Origin of the sequence: Streptomyces antarcticus, from assembly GCF_026627255.1 — a bacterium.
GTDB lineage: Bacteria > Actinomycetota > Actinomycetes > Streptomycetales > Streptomycetaceae > Streptomyces > Streptomyces antarcticus.
Genome location: NZ_JAPNLM010000017.1, coordinates 147,544 through 170,565 on the forward strand (window position 1 = coordinate 147,544; position 23,022 = coordinate 170,565).

The following is a 23,022-nucleotide window of genomic DNA, read 5'->3' on the forward strand; positions in this document are numbered from 1 at the left end:
AGGTTCGGCCAGGTCCACCACAGGATGTCCGTGCCGGACGGATCCGTCTGCGCAGCGCGCCCGCGCCTCGGGGGCGAGGGAAGGTTTCGCCGGGCGGCGGGTGGCCCCGGGTCGGGGTCCGGCGGTCCAGTAGACAACGGTCACGGCGGCCCGCAGCCAGCGGGAGTCTGACCGGCCCGAAGGACCGCGGGCCCCGACCACTGTTCTAAAGTCATCCTCTGCGACACGACGTACAGGACGTGCAACAGCACAAAAGGGGACTCAGTGAGCGACGGCGGACAGCGGACCCACGGACCGCTCGGTACGGCCTTGGTGATCATTCCGACCTACAACGAGGCGGAGAACATCGGGCTGATCGTCGGGCGCGTGCGCGCGGCCGTGCCCGGGGCGCACATCCTCGTCGCGGACGACAACAGCCCGGACGGCACCGGCAAGCTCGCCGACGAGCTGGTGGCGGGCGACGACCACGTCCACGTGCTGCACCGCAAGGGCAAGGAGGGGCTGGGCGCCGCCTACCTCGCGGGCTTCGTCTGGGCCCTCGAGCAGGGCTACGGGGTGATCGTCGAGATGGACGCCGACGGCTCCCACCAGCCGGAGGAGCTGCCGCGCCTGCTGACGGCGCTGGCCGGCGCGGACCTGGTCCTGGGCTCCCGCTGGGTGCCGGGCGGGCGGGTCGTGAACTGGCCCAAGAGCCGTGAGTTCCTCTCGCGCGGCGGGTCGACGTACTCGCGGCTGATGCTGAACCTGCCGATGCGCGACGTGACCGGCGGTTACCGGGCCTTCCGCCGGGAGACCCTGGAGGGGCTGGGCCTGGACCAGGTGGCGTCCGCCGGCTACTGCTTCCAGGTCGACCTGGCGCGCAGGGCCGTGCAGAAGGGCTTCCGGGTGGTGGAGGTCCCCATCACGTTCGTGGAGCGCGAGTTCGGCGACAGCAAGATGAGCAAGGACATCCTGGTCGAGGCCCTGTGGCGGGTCACCCAGTGGGGTCTCAAGGCCCAGGCGGCCAAGCTGCTTCCGGGCAAGCCGCAGACCCCTGCTGACGCGGCCGGGAACGCGCCGGGCGCGGCGGGTACGGGCAAGGCAGCTCCCGCCGAGGCGGCGGGTACGGGCAAGACGGCGGGTACGGGCAAGGCGGCCTCCGACGAGGCGGCCGGTACGGACCCGGCGGCGGGCACGGGTTCCGGCCCGGACGCCGACGGGGCCTCCGGCACACCCTCCGGGCAGGCCTGAGCCGCCGGGGCGCCAGCCCCGGGCGGTCGCGCCGGCGGGATCCCGCCTCGGGAACGGGCCCCTAGGGGATGTCCGGTACCTCCGACTGAGGCCGCTTTTACTCCGGCCCAGGCACACTGGTGGTATGACGACCGGCGTTCCCACTTCGACGGCCCCCCGGCGGCGCTCGCCCGCCCGTACCTTCGTTCCCCTTGCCATCACCGCCTGGCTGATCCTGGAGATCTGGCTGCTCACCCTGGTCGCGGGCGCGGCCGGCGGCCTGACCGTCGCCGCGCTGCTCGCGGGCGGGATGGTCCTGGGCGCGGTGGTCATCAAGCGGGCCGGGCGGCGCGCCTTCAAGAACCTGACGGAGACCTTCCAGCAGGCTCAGCAGGGCGTGCGGCCCACCGCGCAGCAGCCCGGCCGGGGCAACGGCCTCACCATGCTGGCGGGCCTGTTCCTGATGATGCCGGGCCTGATCTCCGACGCGGCGGGCCTGGTTCTGCTGCTCCCGCCCGTCCGGGCATGGATCGGCCGCCGCGCGGCCCGTTCGCTGGAGCGCAAGATGGCCTCCGCGCCCGCGGGCAGCTTCGGCGACGCCTTCCAGCAGGCCCGCATCCACCAGCCGGACGGCAAGATCGTCCAGGGCGAGGTCATCCGCGACGACGGGCCCGGCCCGGACCGCCAGGGTCCCGGCGCCTCGTACCGCCCGCCGCTCGCCCCGTAGGGCCCGAGCACGACACGACCCGGGTGGCCCGCGCGCGCAGCGCGACGGGCCACCCGGGTCTTTCACGAGTCCCCGGAGACAGCGGCCGACACCCGCCCGTCCCGCCCCGGACACCGCACGCGAAGGAAAGCCGAGGGGCCCCGCCACACTGTGTGGCGGGGCCCCTCGGCTTTTGTCGTGCTTCGTCCGGCTGTCAGGCGGACTTGCGGCTGTCCCGCGGATGCACGGCGATGTTCATGGCGCCGGAACGGAGGACCGCAAGCCTTTCGGCGAGCACTTCCTCCAGCTCCTCGCGGGTGCGTCGCTCCATGAGCATGTCCCAGTGCGTTCGCGCAGGCTTGCCCTTCTTCTCTTCGGGCCCGTCCCCGTCCACCAGGAGTGCCATGGCGCCGCACGCCTTGCACTCCCACTCCGGCGGAATGTCTGCCTCAACCGAGAACGGCATCTCAAATCGATGTCCGTTCTGGCATGCGTACTCCACCGCCTGGCGCGGGGCCAGATCGATGCCGCGGTCCGTCTCGTAGCTGGTAACCACGAGGCGCGTACCGCGGAGAGCTCGCTCACTCATGAATCGTGCCTCCCGGGCTTGTCGCCCACAGGACAGGTGTCGCTGTCGTCGTCATCCGGTCAACGTCCGGCCGGCGGTATAGATTCCCGCTCCGGGTGATGCGTCGCCCGTCGTACCGCCCTTTGTTGTACCCACCAATGCCCGTTTTGTCACATCTGGCAGCAGATGTCACCCAACGTCTGCTCTTTTCGAGCGCGCAGTAACGGTCCGCCTGGCAGGCCAAAGGCGTACACTACCGGCCCTTTGCTTCAACGTCTAAATTCGTTCGGAATTCGTTCGTGGATCCGGTTCGGCAGGGTGCGCGGAGCGCTCTCAGATGCGTGCGGGTACAGGATTGCCTGCCGCCTCCACCGCGCGCCGCACCGGCACTCGCGCCAGGAGCACGAAACCCAGTGCGAAGAAGACCACCAACGAGATGATCGCGTCCCGGTAGCTGCCCGTGACCTGGTATGTCAGGCCGAACACCAGCGGTCCCACCCAGCTCACCCCGCGGTCGCTCACCTCGTACGCCGAGAAGTACTCGGCCTCCTTGCCCGCCGGCACCAGGTGCGAGAACAGGGAGCGCGAGAGCGCCTGGCTGCCGCCCAGGACCAGTCCGATCATCGCGGCGAGCGCGAAGAACCACACCGGCGTGCGGGCCGGAAGGAAGTATCCGGCCGCCAGGGTCACCGCCCAGGCGACCAGTGAGCCCATGATCGTCCGCTTGGCGCCGTAGACGCGGGCCAGCCGGCCCATGCCCAGTGCGCCGGCCACCGCCAGGACCTGCACCAGCAGGACCGCCACGATCAGCGTCGACTGGTCCAGCTCCAGCTCCTCCGAACCGTAGACGGAGGCCTGGGAGATGACCGTCTGCACCCCGTCGTTGTAGATCAGGTACGCCAGCAGGAACGACAGGGTCAGCGGATAGCGCCGCATGTCCTTCAGGGTGGCGACGAGCTGCTTCCAGCCGCTGACCGCCGGGCCCGCCCCCGCATCCCGGACCACCGCCCGGTCCCGCAGCCGGCGCAGCGGGATGAGCGCGAAGGCCCCCCACCACACGCCCGCCGAGGCCAGGCAGATCCGTACCGCCGTGCCCTCGGAGAGGCCGAAGGAGTCGTGGCCCTGGTAGAGCACCAGGTTCAGTACGAGCACGAGCGCGCCCGAGGTGTACCCGAAAGCCCAGCCGCGGGAGGACACGGTGTCCCGTTCGTCGGGCGTGGCGATCTGCGGCAGGAACGCGTTGTACAGCACCATCGACACGGCCAGCGAGGCGTTCGCGACGATCAGCAGCAGGCCGCCCAGCAGGTAGCGGTCGCCGTCGAGGAAGAACATGCCGGCGGTCGCGGCGGCCCCGGTGTACGCGGCGACCGCCAGCAGCGGCTTCTTGCGGCCGCTGCGGTCCGCGAGCGCCCCCACCAGGGGCATGACCAGTACGGCCACGATCACCGAGAGGGACACGGAGTAGGCGAAGAAGGATCCGGCCCGGACCGGTATCCCGAGCGGGTGGACGTAGCCCTCGGCATCCGAGGCGGCCTTGGTGACGGCCGTCAGGTACGGGCCGAGGAACACCGTGAGCACGCTCGTCGAGTAGACCGAGCAGGCGAAGTCGTAGAAGTACCAGCCGTGCTGTTCGCGCTTGCGGGCGGCGGCGGCGGTCTCCGCCCGCGCCCTGCCGTCGTCCGGCCCCGGCTCCGTCGTGTCCGTCGTCCGCGCACTCATCCGGTGCCCCCTCGCTGATGCCGTACCGCTGCGGCCCGCCGGGGCCCGCGCGCGGCCGGTGAGGCGGTCAGGCCCAGGCCCCGCGCCGGTCCAGCACCGTGCGCAAGATGTCGATCCGGTCGGTCATGATGCCATCGACGCCCAGGTCCAGGAGCGCTTCCATGCGTTGCGGTTCGTTCACGGTCCACACGTGCACCTGGAGCCCCCGCTCGTGCGCGGTGCGCACGAAGCGCCGGTCGACCACGCGGACGCCCGCCTGGGTCTCCGGAACCTGCGCAGCCACCGCCCCTACGCGCAGCGCCGCCGGGATCGCGTACGAGCGCAGGCGCAGGCCGACGATCCCGCGGACGCCGTACGAGGTGGCCAGCCGGGGGCCGGCGATCCGCTGCGCCCGGGCCACCCGGCCCTCGGAGAAGGACCCCACGCAGACCCGGTCCCAGAGCCCGGCCCGCGCGATCAGGTCGACCAGCGGGATCAGCGCCGACTCGGCCTTGACGTCGATGTTCCACCGGGCGTCCGGGAACTCCTCCAGCAGCTCCTCGAACAGCGGCAGCCGCTCTGTGCCGGCCACCCGCGCCTCGCGGACCCGCGCCCACGGCAGCTCTGCGATGCGCCCCCGGCGGTCGGTCACCCGGTCCAGCGTGGGGTCGTGGAAGGCGACGAGCCTCCCGTCGGCCGTGGCGTGCACATCGGTCTCGAAGTACCGGTAGCCCGCGGCGGCGGCCCGGCGGAAGGCGGCGACGGTGTTCTCCAGCCCGTCCGCGGCCCCTCCCCGGTGCGCGAAGGGGATCGGGGAGGGGTGGTCCAGATACGGGTGGCGAAGGCGTACGTGCGTCACGGCGGCAGTATGCCCGCTCCCGCCCCGCGGGACGGAGCGGGCATACCGGCGGGGCGGGAGCTGGCCGGACCGGCGGGCGGCGCAGCAGCCGGACCGGCGGGCGGGCCGCCCCGGCCGCGCGGCCCCGGGGGCGGCGCCGCGCGGCACCCCTCTGGCACGAGTGGACCGGCGCGTGACACCCTGGAGCGGCAGTCAGCAATCCAATCCCGGCCCCCGGCCCCCGGCCCAGGCCAATCCGACGAAGGTGGACCGGACGCAATGGCCGAATGGACCTCGGCGGTCGGCGCCGCCCAGCTGGCCCGCCTCATCAGCTCCCAGCAGGAGCGGACCGCCGTCCCCGGCACCCGCAAACCGCCCGCCTACCGCACCCTGGCCGACGGCATCCGGCTGCTCGTCCTCGAGGGCCGGGTCCCGGTCGCCGCCCGGCTCCCCGCCGAGCGGGAGCTGGCCGTCGCCCTCTCCCTGAGCCGCACCACCGTCGCCGCCGCGTACGAGGCCCTGCGCGGGGAGGGGTTCCTCGAGTCCCGCCGGGGCGCAGGCAGCTGGACGTCCGCGCCCGCCGGGAACCCGCTGCCCGCCCGCGGGCTGGAGCCGCTGCCGCCCGAGTCCCTCGGCTCGATGATCGACCTCGGCTGCGCCGCGCTGCCGGCCCCCGAGCCGTGGCTCACCAAGGCCGTACAGGGCGCGCTCGAGGAACTCCCCCCGTACGCCCACACCCACGGGGACTACCCGGCGGGCCTGCCCGCGCTGCGCCGGATGCTCGCCGACCGGTACACCGAGCAGGGCATCCCCACCATGCCCGAGCAGATCATGGTCACCACCGGGGCGATGGGCGCCATCGACGCCATCTGCAGCCTCTTCGCGGGGCGCGGGGAGCGGATCGCCGTCGAATCCCCGTCCTACGCCAACATCCTCCAGCTCATGCGCGCCGCCGGGGTCCGCCTCGTGCCCGTGGCGATGGCGGGCGGGCTCTCCGGCTGGGACATGGACGTCTGGCGCCAGGTGCTGCGCGACTCGGCGCCGCGGCTGGCCTACGTCGTCGCCGACTTCCACAACCCGACGGGGGCCCTGGCCTCGGAGGACCAGCGGCGCGCCATGGTGGAGGCCGCCCGGTCGGCCGGCACGGTCCTGATCGCCGACGAGACCATGATCGAGCTCCAGCTCGACCCGGACCTGGTGATGCCCCGCCCGGTCTGTTCGTTCGACCCGGGCGGCAGCACGGTCGTGACCGTCGGGTCCGCCAGCAAGGCCTTCTGGGCGGGCATGCGGATCGGCTGGGTCCGCGCGGCACCCGACGTGATCCGGAGCCTGGTCGCCGCGCGCGCCTACGCCGACCTCGGCACCCCGGTGCTGGAGCAGCTCGCGGTGAACTGGCTGATGCGGACCGGGGGCTGGCGGGAGGCCGTCGGGATCCGCCGCGACCAGGCCCGGGACAACCGCGACGCCCTGGTCGCCGCCGTGCGCCGGGAGCTGCCGGACTGGGAGTTCACGGTTCCGCGGGGCGGGCTCACCCTGTGGGCGCGGGCGGGCGGGCTCTCCGGCTCCCGGCTCGCGGAGGTGGGGGAGCGGGTCGGCGTACGGGTGCCGTCGGGCCCCCGCTTCGGGGTGGACGGTGCCTTCGAGGGGTACGTCCGGCTGCCGTTCACCGTGGGCGGCCCGGTGGCCGAGGAGGCCGCCGCCCGGCTGGCGGCGGCGGCCCGGCTGGTCGGCACGGGCGCGGGGGGCAGCGGCGCGGAACCGCCGCGCACGTTCGTGGCGTAGCCGGAGCGCGGGGGCGGTGGGACCGGCCCCGCGCCGTCACGGGGCCTCAGCGGGCACCTCCGGGATCTCCGAGGCGTCGAAGGAGGACCCCGACCCCGGCTCCGGGGGTTCGGGCTGTCCCGGGAGCGGGTGCGTCAGCGTGCCGTGGGCGCCGCCCGCGGTGTCACCGTCCGGGGTGTCGCCCGGGGCCGCCGGTCCGCGGTCGGGGAGCAGCTCCAGCACCGCCTGCCGCTGGGCCGGGTGCGTCGTGTCGTCGTACGGGTCCGGGGTGGCCGGTACCTGGAGCCGGTGGACCGGGCCCGTGCCGAGCCGGGCGTACCCGCGGCCCGGGGGCACCTGGGCCGTCGGGGTGGTGTGCGGGGGGAGTCCCAGTACGTCGGTGATCTGCTGAATGGCGGCCGGTCCCAGGACGACCCGGGCCCGGGTGTGCTGCCAGACGGCGTCGTTCAGGAGCTCCAGGTGGTCGAACTGTTCGGCGACCACCACCGTGATGTGCGCGGCGCGGCCGTGCCGCAGCGGCACCTGGAGCTGGGCGAGCGGGTCGGGACGGCCGTCCGCGGCCGCGAGGTGCGCCAGCACGCTGGGCCGGTCCAGCAGGATCCAGAGCGGGCGCCGGGTGTCCTCGGGGGCCGGTCGGCCCGTCTCGCGGGCCCGGTGGGTGGCGATGAGCCGGCGCTCGGTCTCCTGGGCGGCCCATTCCAGGGTGGCCAGCGCCCCGGTCGGCCCGCATTCCACGGCGAGGACTCCGGCCCGCCCGGACAGGCAGGAGTACTCGCCGCTGCCGCCGCCCTCCACGATCAGTACGTCGCCCCCGTGCCGCAGGGCCTGGAGGGCGATCGAGCGCAGCAGGCTGGAGGTGCCCGCGCCGGGCTGGCCGACGGCCAGCAGGTGGGGCTCGGTGGAGCGGGGGCCGGTGCGCCAGACCACCGGCGGCACGTCGCGGGGCTCGTCGCCGCCGTCCCGTACGGGGAGGGTCCGCTGCACGCTGCCCGCGTCGGTGAAGCCGAGCACGGTCTCACCGGGGGAGGTCACGAACGGCTGGGCGGCGATGCCCGTCGGCAGCGCCGCCAGCACGCTCAGGTCGAGGTGGTTGCCCTCCTCGTCCCAGTCGAAGAGGTACTCCCGTCCGCGCCCGGACTTGGCGTGCAGCAGTGCCTCGATGCGGGCCCGTGCGGCTGCCTCGCCGTCGGTGAAGTAGGCCGGGTAGCGGATGCGGAGCCGGGTGACGCGGCCCGCCTCGTCGAACTCGTAGCCGCTGAAGGCCTTGTCCCACTCCCCGCCGTGGGTGAAGAGGGGGCTGGGGTCCTCCGGGATGGAGAAGTACGGGACGAGGGCTTCGTAGAGGGAGCCGAGCCGTTCGGTCTCGGCTTCGCCGGGCCCGGTCTTCACCGGGGTGCGGTCGCGTCCCTGCCAGGCCGCCGCCGCCATCAGGGTGATCAGGCCGAGGAGCGGGCCGTAGGGGACGAGGGCGACCACGAGGACGCAGGCGGCCGCCAGGAACAGCGCGGGACCACGCTTGTCCTTGGGCGTCTCCGACCATTTGCGCCGTCCGGCGGAGGCCAGGACCCGCAGGCCGCGTCCGATGGTGAGGAGCGGGTGGAGGACGTCCGTGGCACTGTCGGCGGCCGTGCGGGCGAGGTCGCGGCCCCGGGCCAGCGACGTCGTGCCGCTGCTGAGGATGCGGGGAAGTGGGCGCCGGGCCACGGGCGTCTCCTGGAGATGTGGTGCTGACGGGCGATTCGGGTGTGGCTGGTGTTCCTGTGCCGTCGGTGGCCGGCCGGGAAAGTGCCGTCGCAGTGGCGTCCGCCGCCCGGAGAGTGGGGCCGGCGGGGTCGGGCGCGTGCGGTCGCGCGGCGCCGGAGGGCGCCGATGCGGGGCATCGGCGACCGACGACGAGAACGCGGCGTGCGTGCCGGACCCCGTCGGCCAGACGGGACTTCGACGACACGACCTAGAGCTTGATCCCGCCGAGAAGGCTGGCGAGGCTCGCCGTGCTCGCCGTGATGCTCGGCGCGATGGCGGAGCCGGCGAGGAAGAAGCCGAAGAGCGAACAGACGAAGGCGTGCGTCAGCTTCATCCCGTCCTTCTTGAAGAACAGGAAGGCGATGATGCCGAGTAGGACGACACCTGAGATCGACAGGACCATGAGGTTTCTCCTGGTGGGTGGGGACAGTCACCATCAGTTCTTCCAGGCTCACAGCAAGTATCAATGCGACAAAAGGTGCAAATGGGTGAATGCGCCGCTTTTTCACTTGACCGGCCCACCCCGGCTGGCGCGTCCGGCATGAAGGGGGGCAAGAGTGATCTTTGCCTCGGCCCAGCCCCTCCATGTGCAGGTCCGGGCGCTACCCTGTCGATTCACCCGTACGGACGCAGTGCCGTGCACCCCCTGCCCGCCCGCCCCGGGCCCGGTACACCGGACGGGCGCGCGAACAGCGAGCGAAAGGCGGTACGAGCGATGAGCGAGCACACCGAAGGCGGCTCCGGCTCCCAGGACGTCCCCGACGAGGACGTCATCGAGCTGGCCACCAAGATCTTCGACCTCGCCCGCCAGGGGGAGACCGGGACGCTCGCCGCGTACCTCGACGCCGGAGTCCCGGCGAACCTCACCAACGACCGCGGCGACACCCTCCTCATGCTCGCCGCCTACCACGGCCACGCCGAGGCCGTCACGGCCCTGCTCGCCCGCGGCGGCGAAGCCGACCGCGCCAACGACCGGGGGCAGACCCCGCTCGCCGGCGCCGTCTTCAAGGGCGAGGAGGCCGTCATCCGCGCGCTGCTCGCCGGCGGTGCCGACCCGAACGCCGGAACTCCCTCCGCCGTGGACACGGCGCGCATGTTCGCCAAGGCCGACCTGCTGGAACTCTTCGGAGCCAAGTAGTCCGTTTTTTGTCGCGCCCCGGTCCGGCCCGACCGGTCGCGGACCTCACAGGTTGGTCACGGCCGCCGTAAATGTGGTCGCGGCGCACAAACCGACTGGGTCATCATGGCGACGGATTCGATTCGCGAACACGGCGGACGGGCAGAAGCGGGCAGGACACACAGAGTGTCCGGGCCCGGCCCGGACGCCCTGGTCCCGGAGCACCGACGAGAGTGAGAAGGCAATGGTCTACATCGAGCGGAACATGACGGCGGACGTCCTCACATGCTGTTACGCGGCCCTGTGAATTTTGATTCCCGGTTGCGTCCCCAGCTTGATTTGAGGCCATTCCCATGTTCGAACCAGTCATAGCGCCGAGCGGCACCCTGCTCGGGCTCCTCCAGCGGGGCCGCGGCGACGGCACCCTGCACGCCCTCGCGGCGCCCAGGGCGGAAGCCCTGGACGCCCTCAACGAGTGCGTGCTCCGAGATCCGCGCCAGGACTGGCAGGTCGAGAACCGCTCCCTGTACTACGCCCGCCTGTACCTGGACCTCGACGGCCCGCTCGGCGCCGTCGAGGCACACCTCTTCAGCGCCGACGACCTCGTCGACGAGGAGGACCACCGGACGGGCCTCGCCCTGTCCGTGCTGGGCCACCTGGCCTCGTACGGACGCGACGACGCGCTCATGCTGCTGCGCCGCTACGCCGCCTCCGGCGCGAACTGGGCCTGGGCCCTCGACGAGCTCGCCCTGCGCGACGACGACGAAGGCCTGCGGTTCCTGGGCGCACCGGTGCTCGCCCGCTTCCCCGCCACGGCGGAGGGCGGGGCGCGGCTGGCCGCCGCCATCCGCGACGCGTACGAGCCCAGGCCCTGGAGCCTGTGGGAAGAGTCACCGCTGTACGGGGAGCGCTTGCGCGCCGCCCGGCAGCAGGGCTCCTTCGACCGGTGGCAGCGCCAGCTGACCCCGAACGGGCCCCGGCCCGGTTGGGGCGTCCAGGCCGTCTTCGACTGGGCCGCCGACGGGCTGCGCCGCGGTACCCCGCTGCACGTCCCCGCCGCCCGCTGCCTCGCCGCCGTGGCCCAGGCCGAGGACCGCCCCGCGATCCTCGCGGCCGCCGCCGGAGCCTGCGGCGAGGCCGCCCGGGCCACCGCCCTGCACCACCTGGTCCTGGCCGAGCCGGAGAACCCGGCCGTACTGGACCTCATCGAAGCCGCCGCCGACGAACCCGCCGTCGCCGCCTACGAGCGCATGTGCGGCCCCGCCGCCGTCGAGCGGGCCCGGCGCTGGATCCACCGGCCCGACGACCTCGGCGCGGCCGCCGGAGCCACCCTCGCCACCCGCGGCGGGGCCGAGGACGCCACCCTGGTCCTGGGCGCCCTGCGCTCCACCGTCCGCGGCGCGGGCCCGGACAACCGGCGGCTGTTCGCCCTGGTCGACGGAGCGGGCCGGCTCGCGATCGGCTGCGCCGCCCCGGTGCTGCGCCACATCTACCGCGAGACCTCCTCGTCCCACCTGAGGGGCCGCACCGCGCGCGCCCTCGCCAGCACCGACCCCTGCTTCGCGGCGGGCTTCGCCGTCGAATGCCTGTGGGACTGCGAGGAGACCACCCGCGAGGTGGCCGCCCACCACGCCGAAACGGCCGACGCGCGCGTCGCGCCCCGGCTGCGCCGCCTGGCGGCCGACCCCGCCGAGGAAGAGGACGTACAGTCCGCCGTACGGAGCCGGATCACCCCGGAGTCCGCCGTGTAGGAACCCGGGGGATCCCCGGCAGGGGCGCCGCGGGGGCGGGCCCCGGACGCACCCCGGCGAGAGGTCACGAGATGGGCCGTCAGGTACGCAGACACGCGCCACCCGTACTGGACGCGGCCCGCGCCTCTCTGGGGTCCGTCGACCACGTGGACGCGGTGGCGGTGGACCTGCCGCCCGGCACCGGCGCGGCGGAGTTCGCCCGGCTCGTCCTCACCGGGGGTCCGCGCTGGATCGGCCGGCTGACCGCCCTGCGCGACCGGCTGGCCGCGCCCTTCGGACTCCACGTCCGGGAACGCGCCCGCCCGCACCGGGACGTCCGCATCGAACCCGGCCTGAAGGCCGGGCCGATGCGCGTCCTGGCGGTGGCCGGCGACGAGGTCCTCTGCGGGGACGACGACAAGCACCTGGACTTCCGCGCGTCCTTCGCCGTACGGCCCACAACCGGCCCGACGGGCACCGAGGGCGTGCTCACCACCGCCGTCCGCTTCAACCGCCCCGCCGGACGCCTGTACTTCCGGGCCATCGCCCCCTTCCACCACCTGATCGTGGCCCGCCTCGTCGCGCACGCCGGCCGGCCGCGCTGACCCCGGGTCCGCGACCGTCACCCGGCGAAGCCGGTGCCGCCGGCGCCGGCGGGGTCCGCGAGCCGCGGGAAATCCGGGAAGCAGGCCGGTACGGCCGACTTCCGCGTACGCGGGGGAGGAGCCGCCCCGGTCGCCCAGGACGGGCAGGACGACCAGCCCCGCGACCGCCGCCGCCACCGCGCCGAGGGCGAGCGGTACGCGCAGCCGCCTCGCACGGGAGCGGGCCGGGACGGGCGCGGGGGACCGGTCCGCGGCGATGGCCAGGAGTTCGGACTTGAGCCGCTCCTCGAACGCGCGGGGCCTGCTGTTCATCGGGCTACCTCCAAGTGGGTTTCGCGGACGGGGCGCTGGGCGGGCGCCGATCCGCGCAGAGCGCGCCGGGCGCGGTGCAGGCGGACGCGGACCGTCGCCTGGGTGACGCCGAGGGCCCGCGCGGCCTCGGCCGGGGTGAGCTGGTCGAGCACCACCAGGTCGAGGGCCGCGCGCAGCGGCTCGGACAGGGCGGCGTGCTGCTCGGCCAGGGCGCGGAACGCCCGCTGGGCGTCGATGGGTTCCTCCAGCGCGGCGACGTCCTCGTCGCCGAGCAGCCGGCGCCCGCTCAGCCGCGCCGGCGCGCCGCTCTCGCGGGCCAGCCCGCGGGCGTGGCCCGACAGGACGTTGCGGGCTATCCCGAACAGCCAGGCAAACGGCGCCCCCGGTCGGGCCGGTACCCGGAGGCCGAGCCCATCGCGGCGAGGAAGACGTCGGCCGTCAGGTCCGCCGCGAGGTGCGGGTCGGCGACGCGGCGGGTGACGAATCCCAGCACCGCGTCGATGTGCTCCTCGCAGAACGCCCCGAACCCTCCGGGCGTGGTGAGATCCGGCGGTCCGGTCTCGTGTCGTGGGCCGCGCACCCGGTTCCTCCCCTGGGCGGGGACCCGGTCGGCCCCTCACTCCGTACGTGGCCGGAGCCGCCCGGAACGTTTCACCGGGCCCTCCCGCTCGCGCCCGCCGCCGCGGTGGCCGACGGGCCCGCCGCCCGCACGAACCGCACCGGCGCCCCCGGACGGGCCTGCGCCGCCGCGTCCAGGGCCGGGCCCGGCGGGACCACGCCGACCACCGGGTAGCCGCCCGTCACCGGATGGTCGGCCAGGAACACCACCGGCCGGCCGTCCGGCGGGACCTGGACCGCGCCCAGCACCATGCCCTCGCTCGGGAGTTCCCCCGGCCTGGCGCGGACCAGCGGCGCCCCGGCCTCCGTGCGCAGGCCGATCCGGTTGGACCTCGGCGACACCCGGAAGACCGAACGCCACAGCCCCGCGAGCGAAGCCTCCGTGAACCAGTCCGCCCGCGGGCCCGGGCGCAGCGGGAGCAGCAGCTGCGCGGGCGCCCCGGGCAGCGGGCAGACGTCCGCCCCGGCCACCGGATCCGGACCCGCGGGCCCCACCGGGAGCAGCGCCCCGGCCGACAGCACCGGCGGGCCCAGGCCCGACAGCAGGTCCGCCGAGCGGCTGCCCAGGACCGGCGGCACGGCGAGGCCGCCCCGCACCGCCACGTAGCCGCGCAGTCCCGACTCCGCGCGGCCCACCTCCAGTTCCGCTCCGGCGGGCACCCGGACCGGCGCCCCCCAGGCCGCCGGGCGCCCGGAGACCCGTACGGAACAGGGCGCGCCCGTCACGGCCACCGTCACCGCCGCCAGGGCCCGCAGTCCGACCCCGTCGAGGGTCGTCTCCAGTACGGCCGCGCCCGGAGGATTGCCGACCAGCCGGTTGGCCAGGGCGTAGGCCGCCGTGTCCAGGGCCCCCGAGCGGGGGACCCCCAGGTGGGCGTGGCCCGGGCGGCCGCCGTCCTGCACCGTGGTCAGCGCCCCCGGCCGCACCACCGTCAGCTCAGCCACGGCCGGCCTCCTCGAAGCGCACCCGTACCCCCGGCGCGAACAGTGCCGCCGGTTCCCGGTCCGGGTCCCACAGCACCGCGTCCGTGGAGCCGATCAGCTGCCAGCCGCCGGGGGAGGAGCGCGGGTAGACCCCCGCGTACTCCCCGGCCAGCGCCAGCGAGCCCGCCGGAACGGCCGTACGGGGCGTGGCCCGGCGGGGCAGGCGCAGCCGCTCCGGCAGCCCGGTCAGGTAGCCGAACCCGGGCGCGAACCCGCAGAACGCCACCCGGAACCCGATGCCGCCGACGATGCCCGGCACCTCCCCGGGCGCCACGCCCCACATCCGGGCCACCTCCGCCAGGTCCGGGCCGTCGTAGCGCACCGGAACGGTCACCAGCGGCCCCCCGGCCGCCGCGAGCGGGGGCACCTCCCAGCGCGCGATGCGCGCGCCGAGCGCGGCCGGGTCCCGTACGCCGTCCAGCAGTACCGTCCGCGCCGCGGGCACGAGGTCCCGTACGGTGCCCAGTTCGCCCGCGTCCCGGCGCCGCAGCAGCTCCGCGTGGAGCGCGGCCACCTCGGCGTCCGAACCCACCTCGACCAGCAGCGCCTCGGCGCCGACCACCAGGGTCCTCACGCGAAGGCCCCCACCGCGACCCCGGCCGCGCCCAGCGCGGCGCGGACCCGGCGGGCGAGGTCCGCGGCCCCCGGCGTGTCCCCGTGCAGGCACAGCGAGCGCGCGGCGACCGCCACGGCGGAGCCGTCAGCGGCCGTCACCACGCCCTCGGCGGCCATCCGTACCGCCCGCGCCACCACGGCGTCCGGGTCGTGCAGCACCGCTCCCGGCTCGGTACGCGGCACCAGCGTCCCGGCCGCCGTGTACGCGCGGTCGGCGAAGGCCTCCGGCACCGCGGTCAGCCCGGCGTCGGCGGCGGCCGCCAGCAGCAGCGACCCGGGCAGCCCCAGCACCGGCAGGCCCCCGGCGCCGGGGGCGGCCGCCAGGCGGACGCCCGCGACGACCGCGGCGGCCTGGCCGGCGTCGTGCACGGTGCGGTTGTAGAGCGCGCCGTGCGGTTTCACGTACGACACCGTGGAGCCGGCCGCCCGCGCGAACACCTCCAGCGCCCCGATCTGATAGGCCACCTCGGCCGCGAGTTCACCGGCCGGCACGTCCATGGAGCGTCGGCCGAAGCCCGCCAGATCGCGGTAGGAGACCTGGGCGCCGATCCGTACGCCCCGCTCGGCGGCCAGCTCGCAGACCCGCCGCATGATGGACGGGTCCCCGGCGTGGAAACCGCAGGCGACGTTGGCGCTGGTGACGACCGACAGCAACGCCTCGTCGTCGGTCAGCGTCCAGCGCCCGAAGCCCTCGCCGAGATCGGCGTTGAGGTCGATCGCCGCCGCCGGAGGTGTGATCATGGAAGCCATGCGCTGAGCGTAGAACGGCGGACGTGTGAATGCGGCGGGCGGGCACGACACCGCCCCGGGCACCTTCCCGCCCGGCGCCCGGCAGCGTTCCCGCCCGGGCCCCGCCCGGCTCCCTGCCCGGCCCCTGCCCCGGTCCCCGCCCGCCGGGGACGATACGGCCGAACCATGCCGTTTGGGTTGTTGTCAGGGTCAGCGCCTAGTCTTTGCGCGTGACTCTCCCCGCCCCGGCGAAGACCCTTCCGTCCCCGGCGCCGGGCCCGGCCGCCGACGAGGGCCTGGCCCGTCGGCTGCGCGCCCTCGCCTGCACCGCCCCGCTGCACGACCTCGACGTACGCAAGGCCAATCTGGCCGGCGAGTACGGGGTCTACGCGATGGCGGAGGTCGCGCTCGCCGCGATCGACATGGTCACGCTCAACATGGACTTCGACACCGGAGCCGACCACGAGCAGATAGTGACCAGGCTGCTCCCGCGCGTCGCCGCCCAGGCCCCCGCCCGCCCGGCGGCCGAGCACGAACGGGTCGTCCGCTGGGTGCTGGAGAACCTGATCAACGTGGGAAGCGTGGACCGCGGCTTCCGCGCGATCTACGGAACCTTCGGCCCCGACGGCGCCTACGTCCGCCGCGACTACGACTTCAAGCTGATCGAAGAGGTCCTCGGCCACGGCGGCGCCGTCTACCTGCGCACCACCGACGAGGCCGTCAACGTCCTGGTCGGCGCCCTCGACACGGACGTCACCAGCGCCCAGATCGCCGCCGAGGTCAAACTGGAGGTCCTGATCAGCCGCGGCCGTCTCGCGGACGCCCAGCTCGCCGCCGAGCAGGCCCGCTACCGGACCGTCCAGTACGCCGAGACCCTGCGCCGGACCCTCGACGCCACCCGGCGCAACGTCCGGGCCGTGGACTGGCTCCAGGCCGTCCCCGACATGATCGCGGAGGCCCTCGACCACGTCGCCGACCGCTACCGGCACGAGAACGCGATCCTCACGAACATCCGCAAGGCGCGCGACGAGGCCGAGGAGCCGGAGAACAAGCGCCGCGCCGCGGAGCTCGTCGACATCGTCAAGGACTGCATCCGCCGCCACACCCAGCTCCAGTCGCGGCTGCTGGACGCCGGCCCGCTGTTCCGCGCCGAGCAGGACCGCCAGGCCTTCGCCGCCCCCGCGCCGCGCTCCGGCATCGACCTGTACGGCCAGCTCGTGGCCCCGCTGCTGCCCCTTCCGCTGGAGCGGGCCCGGCGGGTCACCGACGCCTTCTTCGCGTCCGGCGCCGGCCTGCGCACCCCGGTCTCCGTACGGGTGGGGGACCTGGTCGACATCCTGCTCACCCCGCCCGTGGAGCGGGAGCACCTCGGCGCCGAGATGCGCGAGCCGGACCTCATCGCCACCCCGGACGACAGCCGCTTCAGCGAGGAGCAGCTCGCCGCCGCGACGCGGCTCCTCGACCTCCCGCACGACGCGCCCCGCCGCCTGTCCGGACTGCTCGCCGAGGCCCGCCGCAGCGACCCCGACCTGCCGTACCTGGTGGCCCTGCTGGCCGTCCACGCGGCGAGCCCGGCCGTCGGCACCGCCTACCGCCAGGGCGAGGAGCGGCTGCTCTTCGCGGTGGACGACGGCACGCAGCTGGAGGACGCCGAGTTCGGCGGCGCCGACCTGATCGTCGGCACCGCCCTCCTCGACGCCGCCGGCATGGCCGCCGACCGCGCGGAGGCGGCGTGACACCCCCGCACGGCGCCCGGCCCGTGGCGCCCCCGCCGGACGGTGCCCGGCCCGTGGCGCCCCCGCCGGACGGTGCCCGCGTACCGCCGGCCGCGGCCCGGCACGGTGCCGACTCCGCACGCCCCCGCCCCACCACCAGCCCCCGCCCCACCACGAGCCCCCGCCCCCACCACCAGCACGACCACCCCACCGCCGAGGAGACCAGCCCGTGAGCGACCACCACGCCGAGCACCCCGCGTGGAGCGAGCCCGACGCGCCGTCGGCTCCCGCCGGACCCGCCCACGCCCACGCGGTCACCCCCGCGGACGCCGCCGACGCCGCCCGGCTCGTCTCGTTCGGGCTCCAGCCCAAGCTGCTCCCGGCCCGGGACGCCGAGTACGCCGAACTGCTCCGCCGCTACCGCGAGGACCCCGGCTTCGGGCGCCTCGCCGACGCCGTCGCCACCGGTCTCGGGCTCGTCGTCCTGGAGGTGTCCGCGCGGGCCGGCATGGCCATCGCCGCCGACGAGGACTCCGTCTTCGCCGTCCGCATGGGCGACTACGCCCGCCGCACCGCGGCCGACTCCGCCGACCGGTTCCTGCACGGACTGGCCCACCTCGCCGTCGCCGCCCTCGCCTTCCCCCGCCCCGAGGACCTCGCCGACGACGGCTACATCGGCCGCATCACCGTCAACGGCGTCGACGCCTTCGTCCGGCAGACCTGCCGCCGCCTGGAGCAGCGCGCCGAGGAACTCGGCGAGAACACCGACCCGGCGACAGACGCCCCCGGCCTGGAGGCCGCCTGGCGCGTCTACGCCCGCCGCAGCTCCACCGGCGCCACCAAGGACGCCCGCCGCCTCGCCGGCTCCACCACCGGCATCGTCGGCAAGGCCGCCGCCTTCCTCACCGAGTCCGGATTCCTCCAGCGCACCGGCGACGAGGCCGGAGGCACCTACCGCACCACCCCCCGCTACCAGCTCCAGGTCCGCGACATGGCGGGCAGCGCGGCCATGGCCGAGCTCCTGGAACTGGGCGTGGTACCCGTCAGCGACGGTTCCGCCACCCTCCTGCCGCCGCCCGAGGGCGACGACCTGGAACTCGCCGCCGACGCGGGACTCCCCTTCCACGCCTGAGCCGCGCCGCCCCCGAGCACCCCCCGCCCTCCGCACGACCCACGAGAGACCACGAGAGTCCGCCGCCATGTACGAGCTGTCCCGGATCCGCCTCTACTCCATCGGGCCCGCCGGCGCGCGCTACGCCGACACCGTGCTCGACCTGCGCGGAGTCGGCCAGCCGGTGCCCCACCCGGCTCCCGCCCAGGCGGAGTTCTTCGAAGAGGAGCCCACCGGCCCGCCGCGCCGCCCCGCGCCCGCCGGCGTGCTCTTCCTGGAGAACGGCGGCGGCAAGTCCGTCCTCCTCAAGCTGATCTTCTCGGTGATGCTCCCCGGCCACCGCAACACCCTCGGCGGCGCCAGCTCCGGCGTACTGCGCAAGTTCCTCCTCGCCGACGACTGCGGGCACGTGGCCCTGGAGTGGCAGCACACCCAGACCGGCGAGTGCGTCGTCGTCGGCAAGGTCAGCGAGTGGCGTGGACGCCAGGTCTCCAACGACCCCCGCAAGTTCGCCGAGGCCTGGTACTCCTTCCGCCCCGGACCGGGCCTCAGCCTCGACAACCTCCCGGTCGCCGAGGCCACCTCCGTACGCCCGCCCGTCGAGGGCGTCTCCGGAGCCCAGGGCCGCCGCCGCACCATGAAGGGCTTCCGCGACGCCCTCACCGAGGCCGGCAAGGCCTACCCGCACCTCGAGGTCTGCTTCGAGGAGATCCACGACCGCTGGAACGAGCACCTCACCGACCTCGGCCTCGACCCCGAACTCTTCCGCTACCAGCGCGAGATGAACGCCGACGAGGGCGAGGCCGCAGGCCTCTTCGCGGTCAAGAAAGACTCCGACTTCACCGACCTGCTGCTGCGCGCCGTCACCGATACCCGCGACACGGACGGCCTCGCCGACCTCGTCCACGGCTTCGGCAACAAGCTGGGCCGCCGCGCCGAACTCATGGCCGAACGCGACTTCACCGCAGGCTCCGTGGACCTGCTCACCCGCATCGTCGAGGCCGCCGGGACCCGCTCCCGGCAGCGCGACGTCCACGCGGGCGCCGAACGCCGTACGCGCACCCTCGCCCGGCGGCTGTCCGCCCGCGCCGGCGAGGAGCGCGGCCGCGCCGCCGACCTCGCCCAGCGGGTCACCGGCGCCGCCCACGAGGTCACCGCCGCCGAATCGGCCCGCGCCCGAAGCGCCGCCGTCTCCGCCGAACTCGCCTACCGGCACGCCTCGCTGGCGCTGGCCGTCGCCGACAAGGCCGCCGCCGCCCAGCGCCGCGAACTCATGGAGGCCCGGACCCTGCACGCCGCCTGGCAGGCCGCCGAGAACGTCCTGCGCCACCGCGCGGCCGCCGACCGCTCCGCCCGCGTCGCGTCCGCGATCCTCGAGGCCGAGCGCGACGCCGCCCCCGCGCTCGCCGCCCGGGCCACCGCCGCCGGCGAACTCGTACGGGCCCTGCACACGGCCGCCGAGCACGGCGAAAGCCTCGCCAACGAGGAGGAGGAGCGCTCCGCCGAGCTCCAGGCCACCGGCGAGGCCGCCCACCGCGACGCCACCGCCTCCGCCACCGCCGCCCAGCGCGCCCGCAGCGAGGCCGAACACCTGCGGGCCCGCCTGGGCGAGGTCCAGGAGGAGACCGCCGAGGCGGTGCGCGCCGGCTGGCTCGACGACACCGCCCCCGACGCCGACCCGGCCCGCGCCGCCCTGGCCGCTACCGACGCCGAGAAGTCCGCGGTGGCCGCCTGGGACGAAGCCCGCGAGGCCGCCCGTACCGCGTCCGAAGCCGCCCGCGACGCCGCCGCCGTCGAATCCCGCGCCGAGCTGACCGCCGCCCGCGCCGCCGACGCCGCCGACGCCGCCGAGAGCGCCCACGCGGCGGAGCACCGCACGGCCGCCGCCCTCGCCGAAGCCCCCCGCCTGGCCGACCTCCTGGGCCTCCCCTCGTCCGCCGGCCCGGCCGCCGACGCCGCCGCCGGCACCGCGGTGCCCGGCCCGCGCGCCGGGGCCGACGCCGGCCCGTCCGCCGCCCCCGGGCAGCGCGGCACCGCCGCACCCGGTACGGACCACCGTGGCCCGGCGGGCACCGCCGCAGCCGCGGCCGCTTCCCGTACGGCAGCGGCCAACGCCGAGGCCGGCCTCACCGCCGAGGACCTCGACCGCAACGCCGACGACCTGCGCGAACTGCTGACCGGCGCTGTCGCCTCCGCCGAACGCCAGCTGTTCGACCTGCGCACGGCCGCCGCCGACGACTCCCGCATCCTCGGCGCCCTCGGCGACGGCGGGCTGCTGCCGCCCGGCCCCGACGTCCTCGCCACCGTCGAACACCTCGGCGAACACGGCATCCCCGCCCTCCCCGGCTGGCGCTACCTCGCCCAGTCCGTCGACCCCGTCGACCACGCCGCCGTCCTCGCCGCCCGCCCCGAGCTCGTCGACGGCGTCGTCATCACCGACCCCGACACGCACAGCCGCGCCCGCGAGGTCCTCTCCCAGGCGGCCCTGCTGCCCCGCTCCGCCGTCGCCGTCGGCACGGCCGCCGCCCTGCTGGCCCCAGTGCCCCCGGCCGGCGACTCCGACACGGCCGTCTTCCTCGTACCGCCGAATCCGGCCATGCACGACGAACACGCCGCCGACGAGGAGCGCCAGGCGCTGCGCACCCGCGCCACCGCCCGCGACACCGAGATCCGCGACCTCGCCGCCCGCCTCTCCGGGGACCGCGAGCTCGCCGCCCGCCTGAACTCCTGGCGCACCGGCTGCCCGCCCGGGCGCCTCGCCGAACTCGCCCGGCAGGCCGAGGCCGCCCGGGCGTTCGCCGAGGAGACCGACGCCGAGCTGGCGGAGGCCCGTACCGTACGCGCCGAGGCCGACGAGGCCGCCGCCGACGCCACCCGCGTACGGGACGAGCGCCAGGACGCCGCCCAGCGCGCCCGCCGCGTCGCCGACGCCCTGGCCGGCCTCGCCTACCGGCTGCGCGAGCGGGCCGGCTGGCAGGCCAGGGTCCGCGAACTCGCCGACGAGGCAGCCGAGTCCGAGGCGCGCGCCGAAGCCTGCCTCGACCGCGCCCGCGCCGCCGACGAGGACCGCCGAGCCACCCAGCGCGCCGCCGACGACGCCCGCCGCACCGCCCGCGCGCTACGGGCCGAACGGGCCGAGATCGCCGGCGCCCCCGACCCCCTCCCGCAGGACGACGGCACGCCCAAGGCGCCCCTGCCCGACCTCCGCGAGGCCTACCGGGCCGCCTCCCAGCTCTACGAGAAGGTCGGCGTCGGCGCCGACCTGCGCGCCGAGCAGGCCCGCGCCGAGAGCGACGAGAGCGCCGCCCTCGCCGAACTCGACCGGCTCACCAACAAGGTCCGCACCCGCGCCGCCCAGCTCCTCGAAGGAACCGACGGCGCCGACGGCCCCTCCCGACAGGCCGCCGCCGCGCGCGCCGAATCCCTCGTACAGATGCTGGAGACCCGCGCGTCCGCCGCGAGTGAGCAGCTCGGCCGGCTGCGCGGCGAGGCCGAGCGGCACGCCCCCGCCGAGGGCGAGGCCCACACGGAACTGGCCGAGGAACTGATCCCCTCGGACGTCGAGCAGGCGCAGGCCCTGCTGCGCACGGCCACCGCCCAGCTCGCCGCCCACACCGCCGCCGTGGAGGGCGCCCGCTCCGCCCACGCCGACCTGCTGCGCTCCCACCGCACCGCCGAGGACGGTGCCGGGGGCTTCGAGGAGACCGCGGCCCTGCTGCGGGACCTCCTGCGCGACCACACCCACCCGGACGACGACCAAGAGCCCGTACCCCACCGCGGCACCCTGGAGGAGGCCCGCCAGTCGGCGACGGAGGCCCGCCGTTCGCTGCGCGGATGCGCGGCCGACCTCTCGGCCGCCGAGTCCGCCGTACGGGAGGCGAGCGACATCCTCGTCCGCCACGCCAACGCCACCCGCTACGAGCAGGTACGCACCCCCGCGCGCCAGCAGATCCGCGAACTGCCCGCCTCCGCCCTGCCCGAGCATGCGGCGGCCTGGGCCACGGCCTTCGCGCCCCGGCTGCGCGTGCTCACCGACGAGCTCGCCCAGCTGGAGCGCAACCGGGACAGCATCGTCGACCGGCTGCGCGGCCTGGTCGAATCGGCCCTGGCCACCCTCCGCTCCGCCCAGCGGCTCTCCCAGCTCCCCGAGGGCCTGGGGGAGTGGTCGGGCCAGGAGTTCCTGCGCATCCGCTTCGAGGAGCCAGACCAGGCCACCCTCAGCGAACGACTCGGCGAGGTCATCGACGAGGCCACCCGCGCGGCCGTGAGGAAGAACAGCACCGCATCCTTCGGCGAGGGCCGTCGCGACGGCATGTCGCTGCTGCTGCGGGGCGTACAGGCGGCGCTGGAGCCCAAGGGGATCTCCGTCGAGATCCTCAAGCCGGACGCGGTGCTGCGCGCCGAGCGGGTGCCGGTCGGCCAGATGGGCGACGTCTTCTCCGGCGGCCAGCTGCTGACCGCGGCCATCGCGCTGTACTGCACCATGGCCGCGCTGCGCAGCAACGACCGCGGCCGGGACAAGCACCGCCACGCGGGCACCCTGTTCCTCGACAACCCGATCGGGCGCGCGAACGCCACGTACCTGCTGGAGCTCCAGCGGGCCGTCTCGGATGCGCTCGGCGTCCAGCTGCTGTACACCACCGGACTGTTCGACACCACGGCGCTCGCCGAATTCCCGCTGGTCATCCGCCTGCGCAACGATGCGGACCTGCGGGCGGGCCTGAAGTACATCAGCGTTGAGGAACACCTCCGCCCGGGCCTGCCGCAGCAGTCGCCGGACGGGGAGGCCGTCCACGGGGAGATCACGGCCACGCGCATGTTCCGGCGCGGCTGAGCCCCGGCCGGCCCCCTTTCGAGGCGGTGCCCCGCTCCCCTACGCGGTGCTCGCACCGTTCGGCGCCGGGGGCGCCTCACGGGCTTCGCCCCGCTGCGCCGGGCTTCT

The 23,022-nt window shown here is 75.3% G+C and carries 19 protein-coding genes and 1 pseudogene; 10 read left to right on the forward strand and 10 right to left on the reverse strand.

What is annotated here, in order from left to right; translation table 11 throughout:
- Nucleotides 1-264: 264 nt before the first annotated feature.
- Together OTB16_RS24725 and fxsA are read left to right on the forward strand one after the other, a co-directional pair.
- Nucleotides 265-1,011 (forward strand): annotated as a pseudogene (locus OTB16_RS24725) (polyprenol monophosphomannose synthase); the annotation flags it as partial.
- Nucleotides 1,012-1,354: 343 nt separating this feature from the next.
- Nucleotides 1,355-1,936, forward strand: coding sequence for an FxsA family membrane protein (gene fxsA, locus OTB16_RS24730; protein ID WP_267722949.1), 582 nt, complete (start codon nucleotides 1,355-1,357; stop codon nucleotides 1,934-1,936).
- 193 nt (nucleotides 1,937-2,129) lie between these two features.
- On the opposite strand, the gene OTB16_RS24735 is transcribed toward fxsA, so the two are convergent.
- From OTB16_RS24735 to OTB16_RS24745, 3 genes are all read right to left on the reverse strand, one after another.
- The gene (locus OTB16_RS24735; RefSeq protein WP_031146696.1) at nucleotides 2,130-2,504 is read right to left on the reverse strand and encodes an RNA polymerase-binding protein RbpA; all 375 of its coding nucleotides are present in this window, start codon (nucleotides 2,502-2,504) and stop codon (nucleotides 2,130-2,132) included.
- A gap of 312 nt (nucleotides 2,505-2,816) precedes the next feature.
- The gene (locus OTB16_RS24740; protein ID WP_267722951.1) at nucleotides 2,817-4,202 is read right to left on the reverse strand and encodes an MFS transporter; all 1,386 of its coding nucleotides are present in this window, start codon (nucleotides 4,200-4,202) and stop codon (nucleotides 2,817-2,819) included.
- Between the two features lie 67 nt (nucleotides 4,203-4,269).
- Nucleotides 4,270-5,040, reverse strand: a complete 771-nt coding sequence (locus OTB16_RS24745; protein ID WP_267722953.1) for a glycerophosphodiester phosphodiesterase family protein — start codon at nucleotides 5,038-5,040, stop codon at nucleotides 4,270-4,272.
- A 258-nt stretch (nucleotides 5,041-5,298) separates the two neighbouring features.
- Between OTB16_RS24745 and OTB16_RS24750 the strand changes: the two genes are divergently transcribed.
- On the forward strand, nucleotides 5,299-6,801 hold the full coding sequence (locus OTB16_RS24750) for an SCO1417 family PLP biosynthesis transcription factor (RefSeq protein WP_267722954.1): 1,503 nt from the start codon (nucleotides 5,299-5,301) through the stop codon (nucleotides 6,799-6,801).
- A 36-nt stretch (nucleotides 6,802-6,837) separates the two neighbouring features.
- Here the strand turns inward: OTB16_RS24750 and OTB16_RS24755 are convergent, their stop codons facing one another.
- The gene (locus OTB16_RS24755) at nucleotides 6,838-8,505 is read right to left on the reverse strand and encodes a hypothetical protein (RefSeq protein WP_267722955.1); all 1,668 of its coding nucleotides are present in this window, start codon (nucleotides 8,503-8,505) and stop codon (nucleotides 6,838-6,840) included.
- A gap of 247 nt (nucleotides 8,506-8,752) precedes the next feature.
- Nucleotides 8,753-8,947, reverse strand: coding sequence for a hypothetical protein (locus tag OTB16_RS24760; protein ID WP_136210723.1), 195 nt, complete (start codon nucleotides 8,945-8,947; stop codon nucleotides 8,753-8,755).
- A gap of 312 nt (nucleotides 8,948-9,259) precedes the next feature.
- On the opposite strand from OTB16_RS24760, the gene OTB16_RS24765 reads away from it, so the two are divergent.
- The 3 genes from OTB16_RS24765 to OTB16_RS24775 all read left to right on the forward strand — a co-directional run bounded on the left by OTB16_RS24765 (nucleotide 9,260) and on the right by OTB16_RS24775 (nucleotide 11,996).
- Nucleotides 9,260-9,682, forward strand: a complete 423-nt coding sequence (locus OTB16_RS24765; protein ID WP_267722960.1) for an ankyrin repeat domain-containing protein — start codon at nucleotides 9,260-9,262, stop codon at nucleotides 9,680-9,682.
- 332 nt (nucleotides 9,683-10,014) lie between these two features.
- Nucleotides 10,015-11,412 (forward strand): HEAT repeat domain-containing protein, encoded by a 1,398-nt coding sequence (locus OTB16_RS24770; RefSeq protein ID WP_267722961.1) that lies wholly within the window; start codon nucleotides 10,015-10,017, stop codon nucleotides 11,410-11,412.
- A gap of 71 nt (nucleotides 11,413-11,483) precedes the next feature.
- Nucleotides 11,484-11,996: a DUF2867 domain-containing protein gene (locus tag OTB16_RS24775; RefSeq protein ID WP_267722963.1), complete on the forward strand. Its 513-nt coding sequence runs from the start codon at nucleotides 11,484-11,486 to the stop codon at nucleotides 11,994-11,996.
- A gap of 308 nt (nucleotides 11,997-12,304) precedes the next feature.
- Here the strand turns inward: OTB16_RS24775 and OTB16_RS24780 are convergent, their stop codons facing one another.
- From OTB16_RS24780 to OTB16_RS24800, 5 genes are all read right to left on the reverse strand, one after another.
- Nucleotides 12,305-12,463 (reverse strand): sigma factor-like helix-turn-helix DNA-binding protein, encoded by a 159-nt coding sequence (locus tag OTB16_RS24780; protein WP_267722964.1) that lies wholly within the window; start codon nucleotides 12,461-12,463, stop codon nucleotides 12,305-12,307.
- Between the two features lie 197 nt (nucleotides 12,464-12,660).
- Nucleotides 12,661-12,888 (reverse strand): sigma factor, encoded by a 228-nt coding sequence (locus tag OTB16_RS24785; RefSeq protein WP_267722966.1) that lies wholly within the window; start codon nucleotides 12,886-12,888, stop codon nucleotides 12,661-12,663.
- 71 nt (nucleotides 12,889-12,959) lie between these two features.
- Nucleotides 12,960-13,862: a 5-oxoprolinase subunit C family protein gene (locus tag OTB16_RS24790; protein ID WP_420717792.1), complete on the reverse strand. Its 903-nt coding sequence runs from the start codon at nucleotides 13,860-13,862 to the stop codon at nucleotides 12,960-12,962.
- 1 nt (nucleotide 13,863) lies between these two features.
- Nucleotides 13,864-14,484 (reverse strand): 5-oxoprolinase subunit B family protein, encoded by a 621-nt coding sequence (locus tag OTB16_RS24795; protein WP_267722969.1) that lies wholly within the window; start codon nucleotides 14,482-14,484, stop codon nucleotides 13,864-13,866.
- Nucleotides 14,481-15,266, reverse strand: a complete 786-nt coding sequence (locus OTB16_RS24800) for a LamB/YcsF family protein (RefSeq protein WP_267723016.1) — start codon at nucleotides 15,264-15,266, stop codon at nucleotides 14,481-14,483. Before OTB16_RS24800 ends, OTB16_RS24795 begins: the two co-directional genes overlap by 4 nt.
- Nucleotides 15,267-15,484: 218 nt before the next feature.
- On the opposite strand from OTB16_RS24800, the gene OTB16_RS24805 reads away from it, so the two are divergent.
- The 4 genes from OTB16_RS24805 to OTB16_RS24820 all read left to right on the forward strand — a co-directional run bounded on the left by OTB16_RS24805 (nucleotide 15,485) and on the right by OTB16_RS24820 (nucleotide 22,914).
- Entirely contained in the window at nucleotides 15,485-16,990 is a 1,506-nt protein-coding gene (locus OTB16_RS24805) for a hypothetical protein (RefSeq protein ID WP_267722971.1), read from the forward strand.
- Nucleotides 16,987-17,202: a hypothetical protein gene (locus OTB16_RS24810; protein ID WP_267722972.1), complete on the forward strand. Its 216-nt coding sequence runs from the start codon at nucleotides 16,987-16,989 to the stop codon at nucleotides 17,200-17,202. The genes OTB16_RS24805 and OTB16_RS24810 overlap by 4 nt, the downstream gene beginning before the upstream one ends.
- Nucleotides 17,199-18,101 (forward strand): hypothetical protein, encoded by a 903-nt coding sequence (locus tag OTB16_RS24815; RefSeq protein ID WP_267722975.1) that lies wholly within the window; start codon nucleotides 17,199-17,201, stop codon nucleotides 18,099-18,101. Before OTB16_RS24810 ends, OTB16_RS24815 begins: the two co-directional genes overlap by 4 nt.
- A 67-nt stretch (nucleotides 18,102-18,168) precedes the next feature.
- Nucleotides 18,169-22,914 (forward strand): hypothetical protein, encoded by a 4,746-nt coding sequence (locus OTB16_RS24820; RefSeq protein ID WP_267722976.1) that lies wholly within the window; start codon nucleotides 18,169-18,171, stop codon nucleotides 22,912-22,914.
- Nucleotides 22,915-23,022 lie beyond the last annotated feature (108 nt).

What these genes read in the sequence shown, in the direction of transcription:
- fxsA (WP_267722949.1), top strand. Translation starts at nt 1,355, where the DNA reads ATGACGACCGGCGTTCCCACTTCGACGGCCCCCCGGCGGCGCTCGCCC.
- OTB16_RS24735 (WP_031146696.1), bottom strand. Translation starts at nt 2,504, where the DNA reads ATGAGTGAGCGAGCTCTCCGCGGTACGCGCCTCGTGGTTACCAGCTAC.
- OTB16_RS24740 (WP_267722951.1), bottom strand. Translation starts at nt 4,202, where the DNA reads ATGAGTGCGCGGACGACGGACACGACGGAGCCGGGGCCGGACGACGGC.
- OTB16_RS24750 (WP_267722954.1), top strand. Translation starts at nt 5,299, where the DNA reads ATGGCCGAATGGACCTCGGCGGTCGGCGCCGCCCAGCTGGCCCGCCTC.
- OTB16_RS24760 (WP_136210723.1), bottom strand. Translation starts at nt 8,947, where the DNA reads ATGGTCCTGTCGATCTCAGGTGTCGTCCTACTCGGCATCATCGCCTTC.
- OTB16_RS24765 (WP_267722960.1), top strand. Translation starts at nt 9,260, where the DNA reads ATGAGCGAGCACACCGAAGGCGGCTCCGGCTCCCAGGACGTCCCCGAC.
- OTB16_RS24770 (WP_267722961.1), top strand. Translation starts at nt 10,015, where the DNA reads ATGTTCGAACCAGTCATAGCGCCGAGCGGCACCCTGCTCGGGCTCCTC.
- OTB16_RS24775 (WP_267722963.1), top strand. Translation starts at nt 11,484, where the DNA reads ATGGGCCGTCAGGTACGCAGACACGCGCCACCCGTACTGGACGCGGCC.
- OTB16_RS24800 (WP_267723016.1), bottom strand. Translation starts at nt 15,266, where the DNA reads ATGATCACACCTCCGGCGGCGGCGATCGACCTCAACGCCGATCTCGGC.
- OTB16_RS24820 (WP_267722976.1), top strand. Translation starts at nt 18,169, where the DNA reads ATGTACGAGCTGTCCCGGATCCGCCTCTACTCCATCGGGCCCGCCGGC.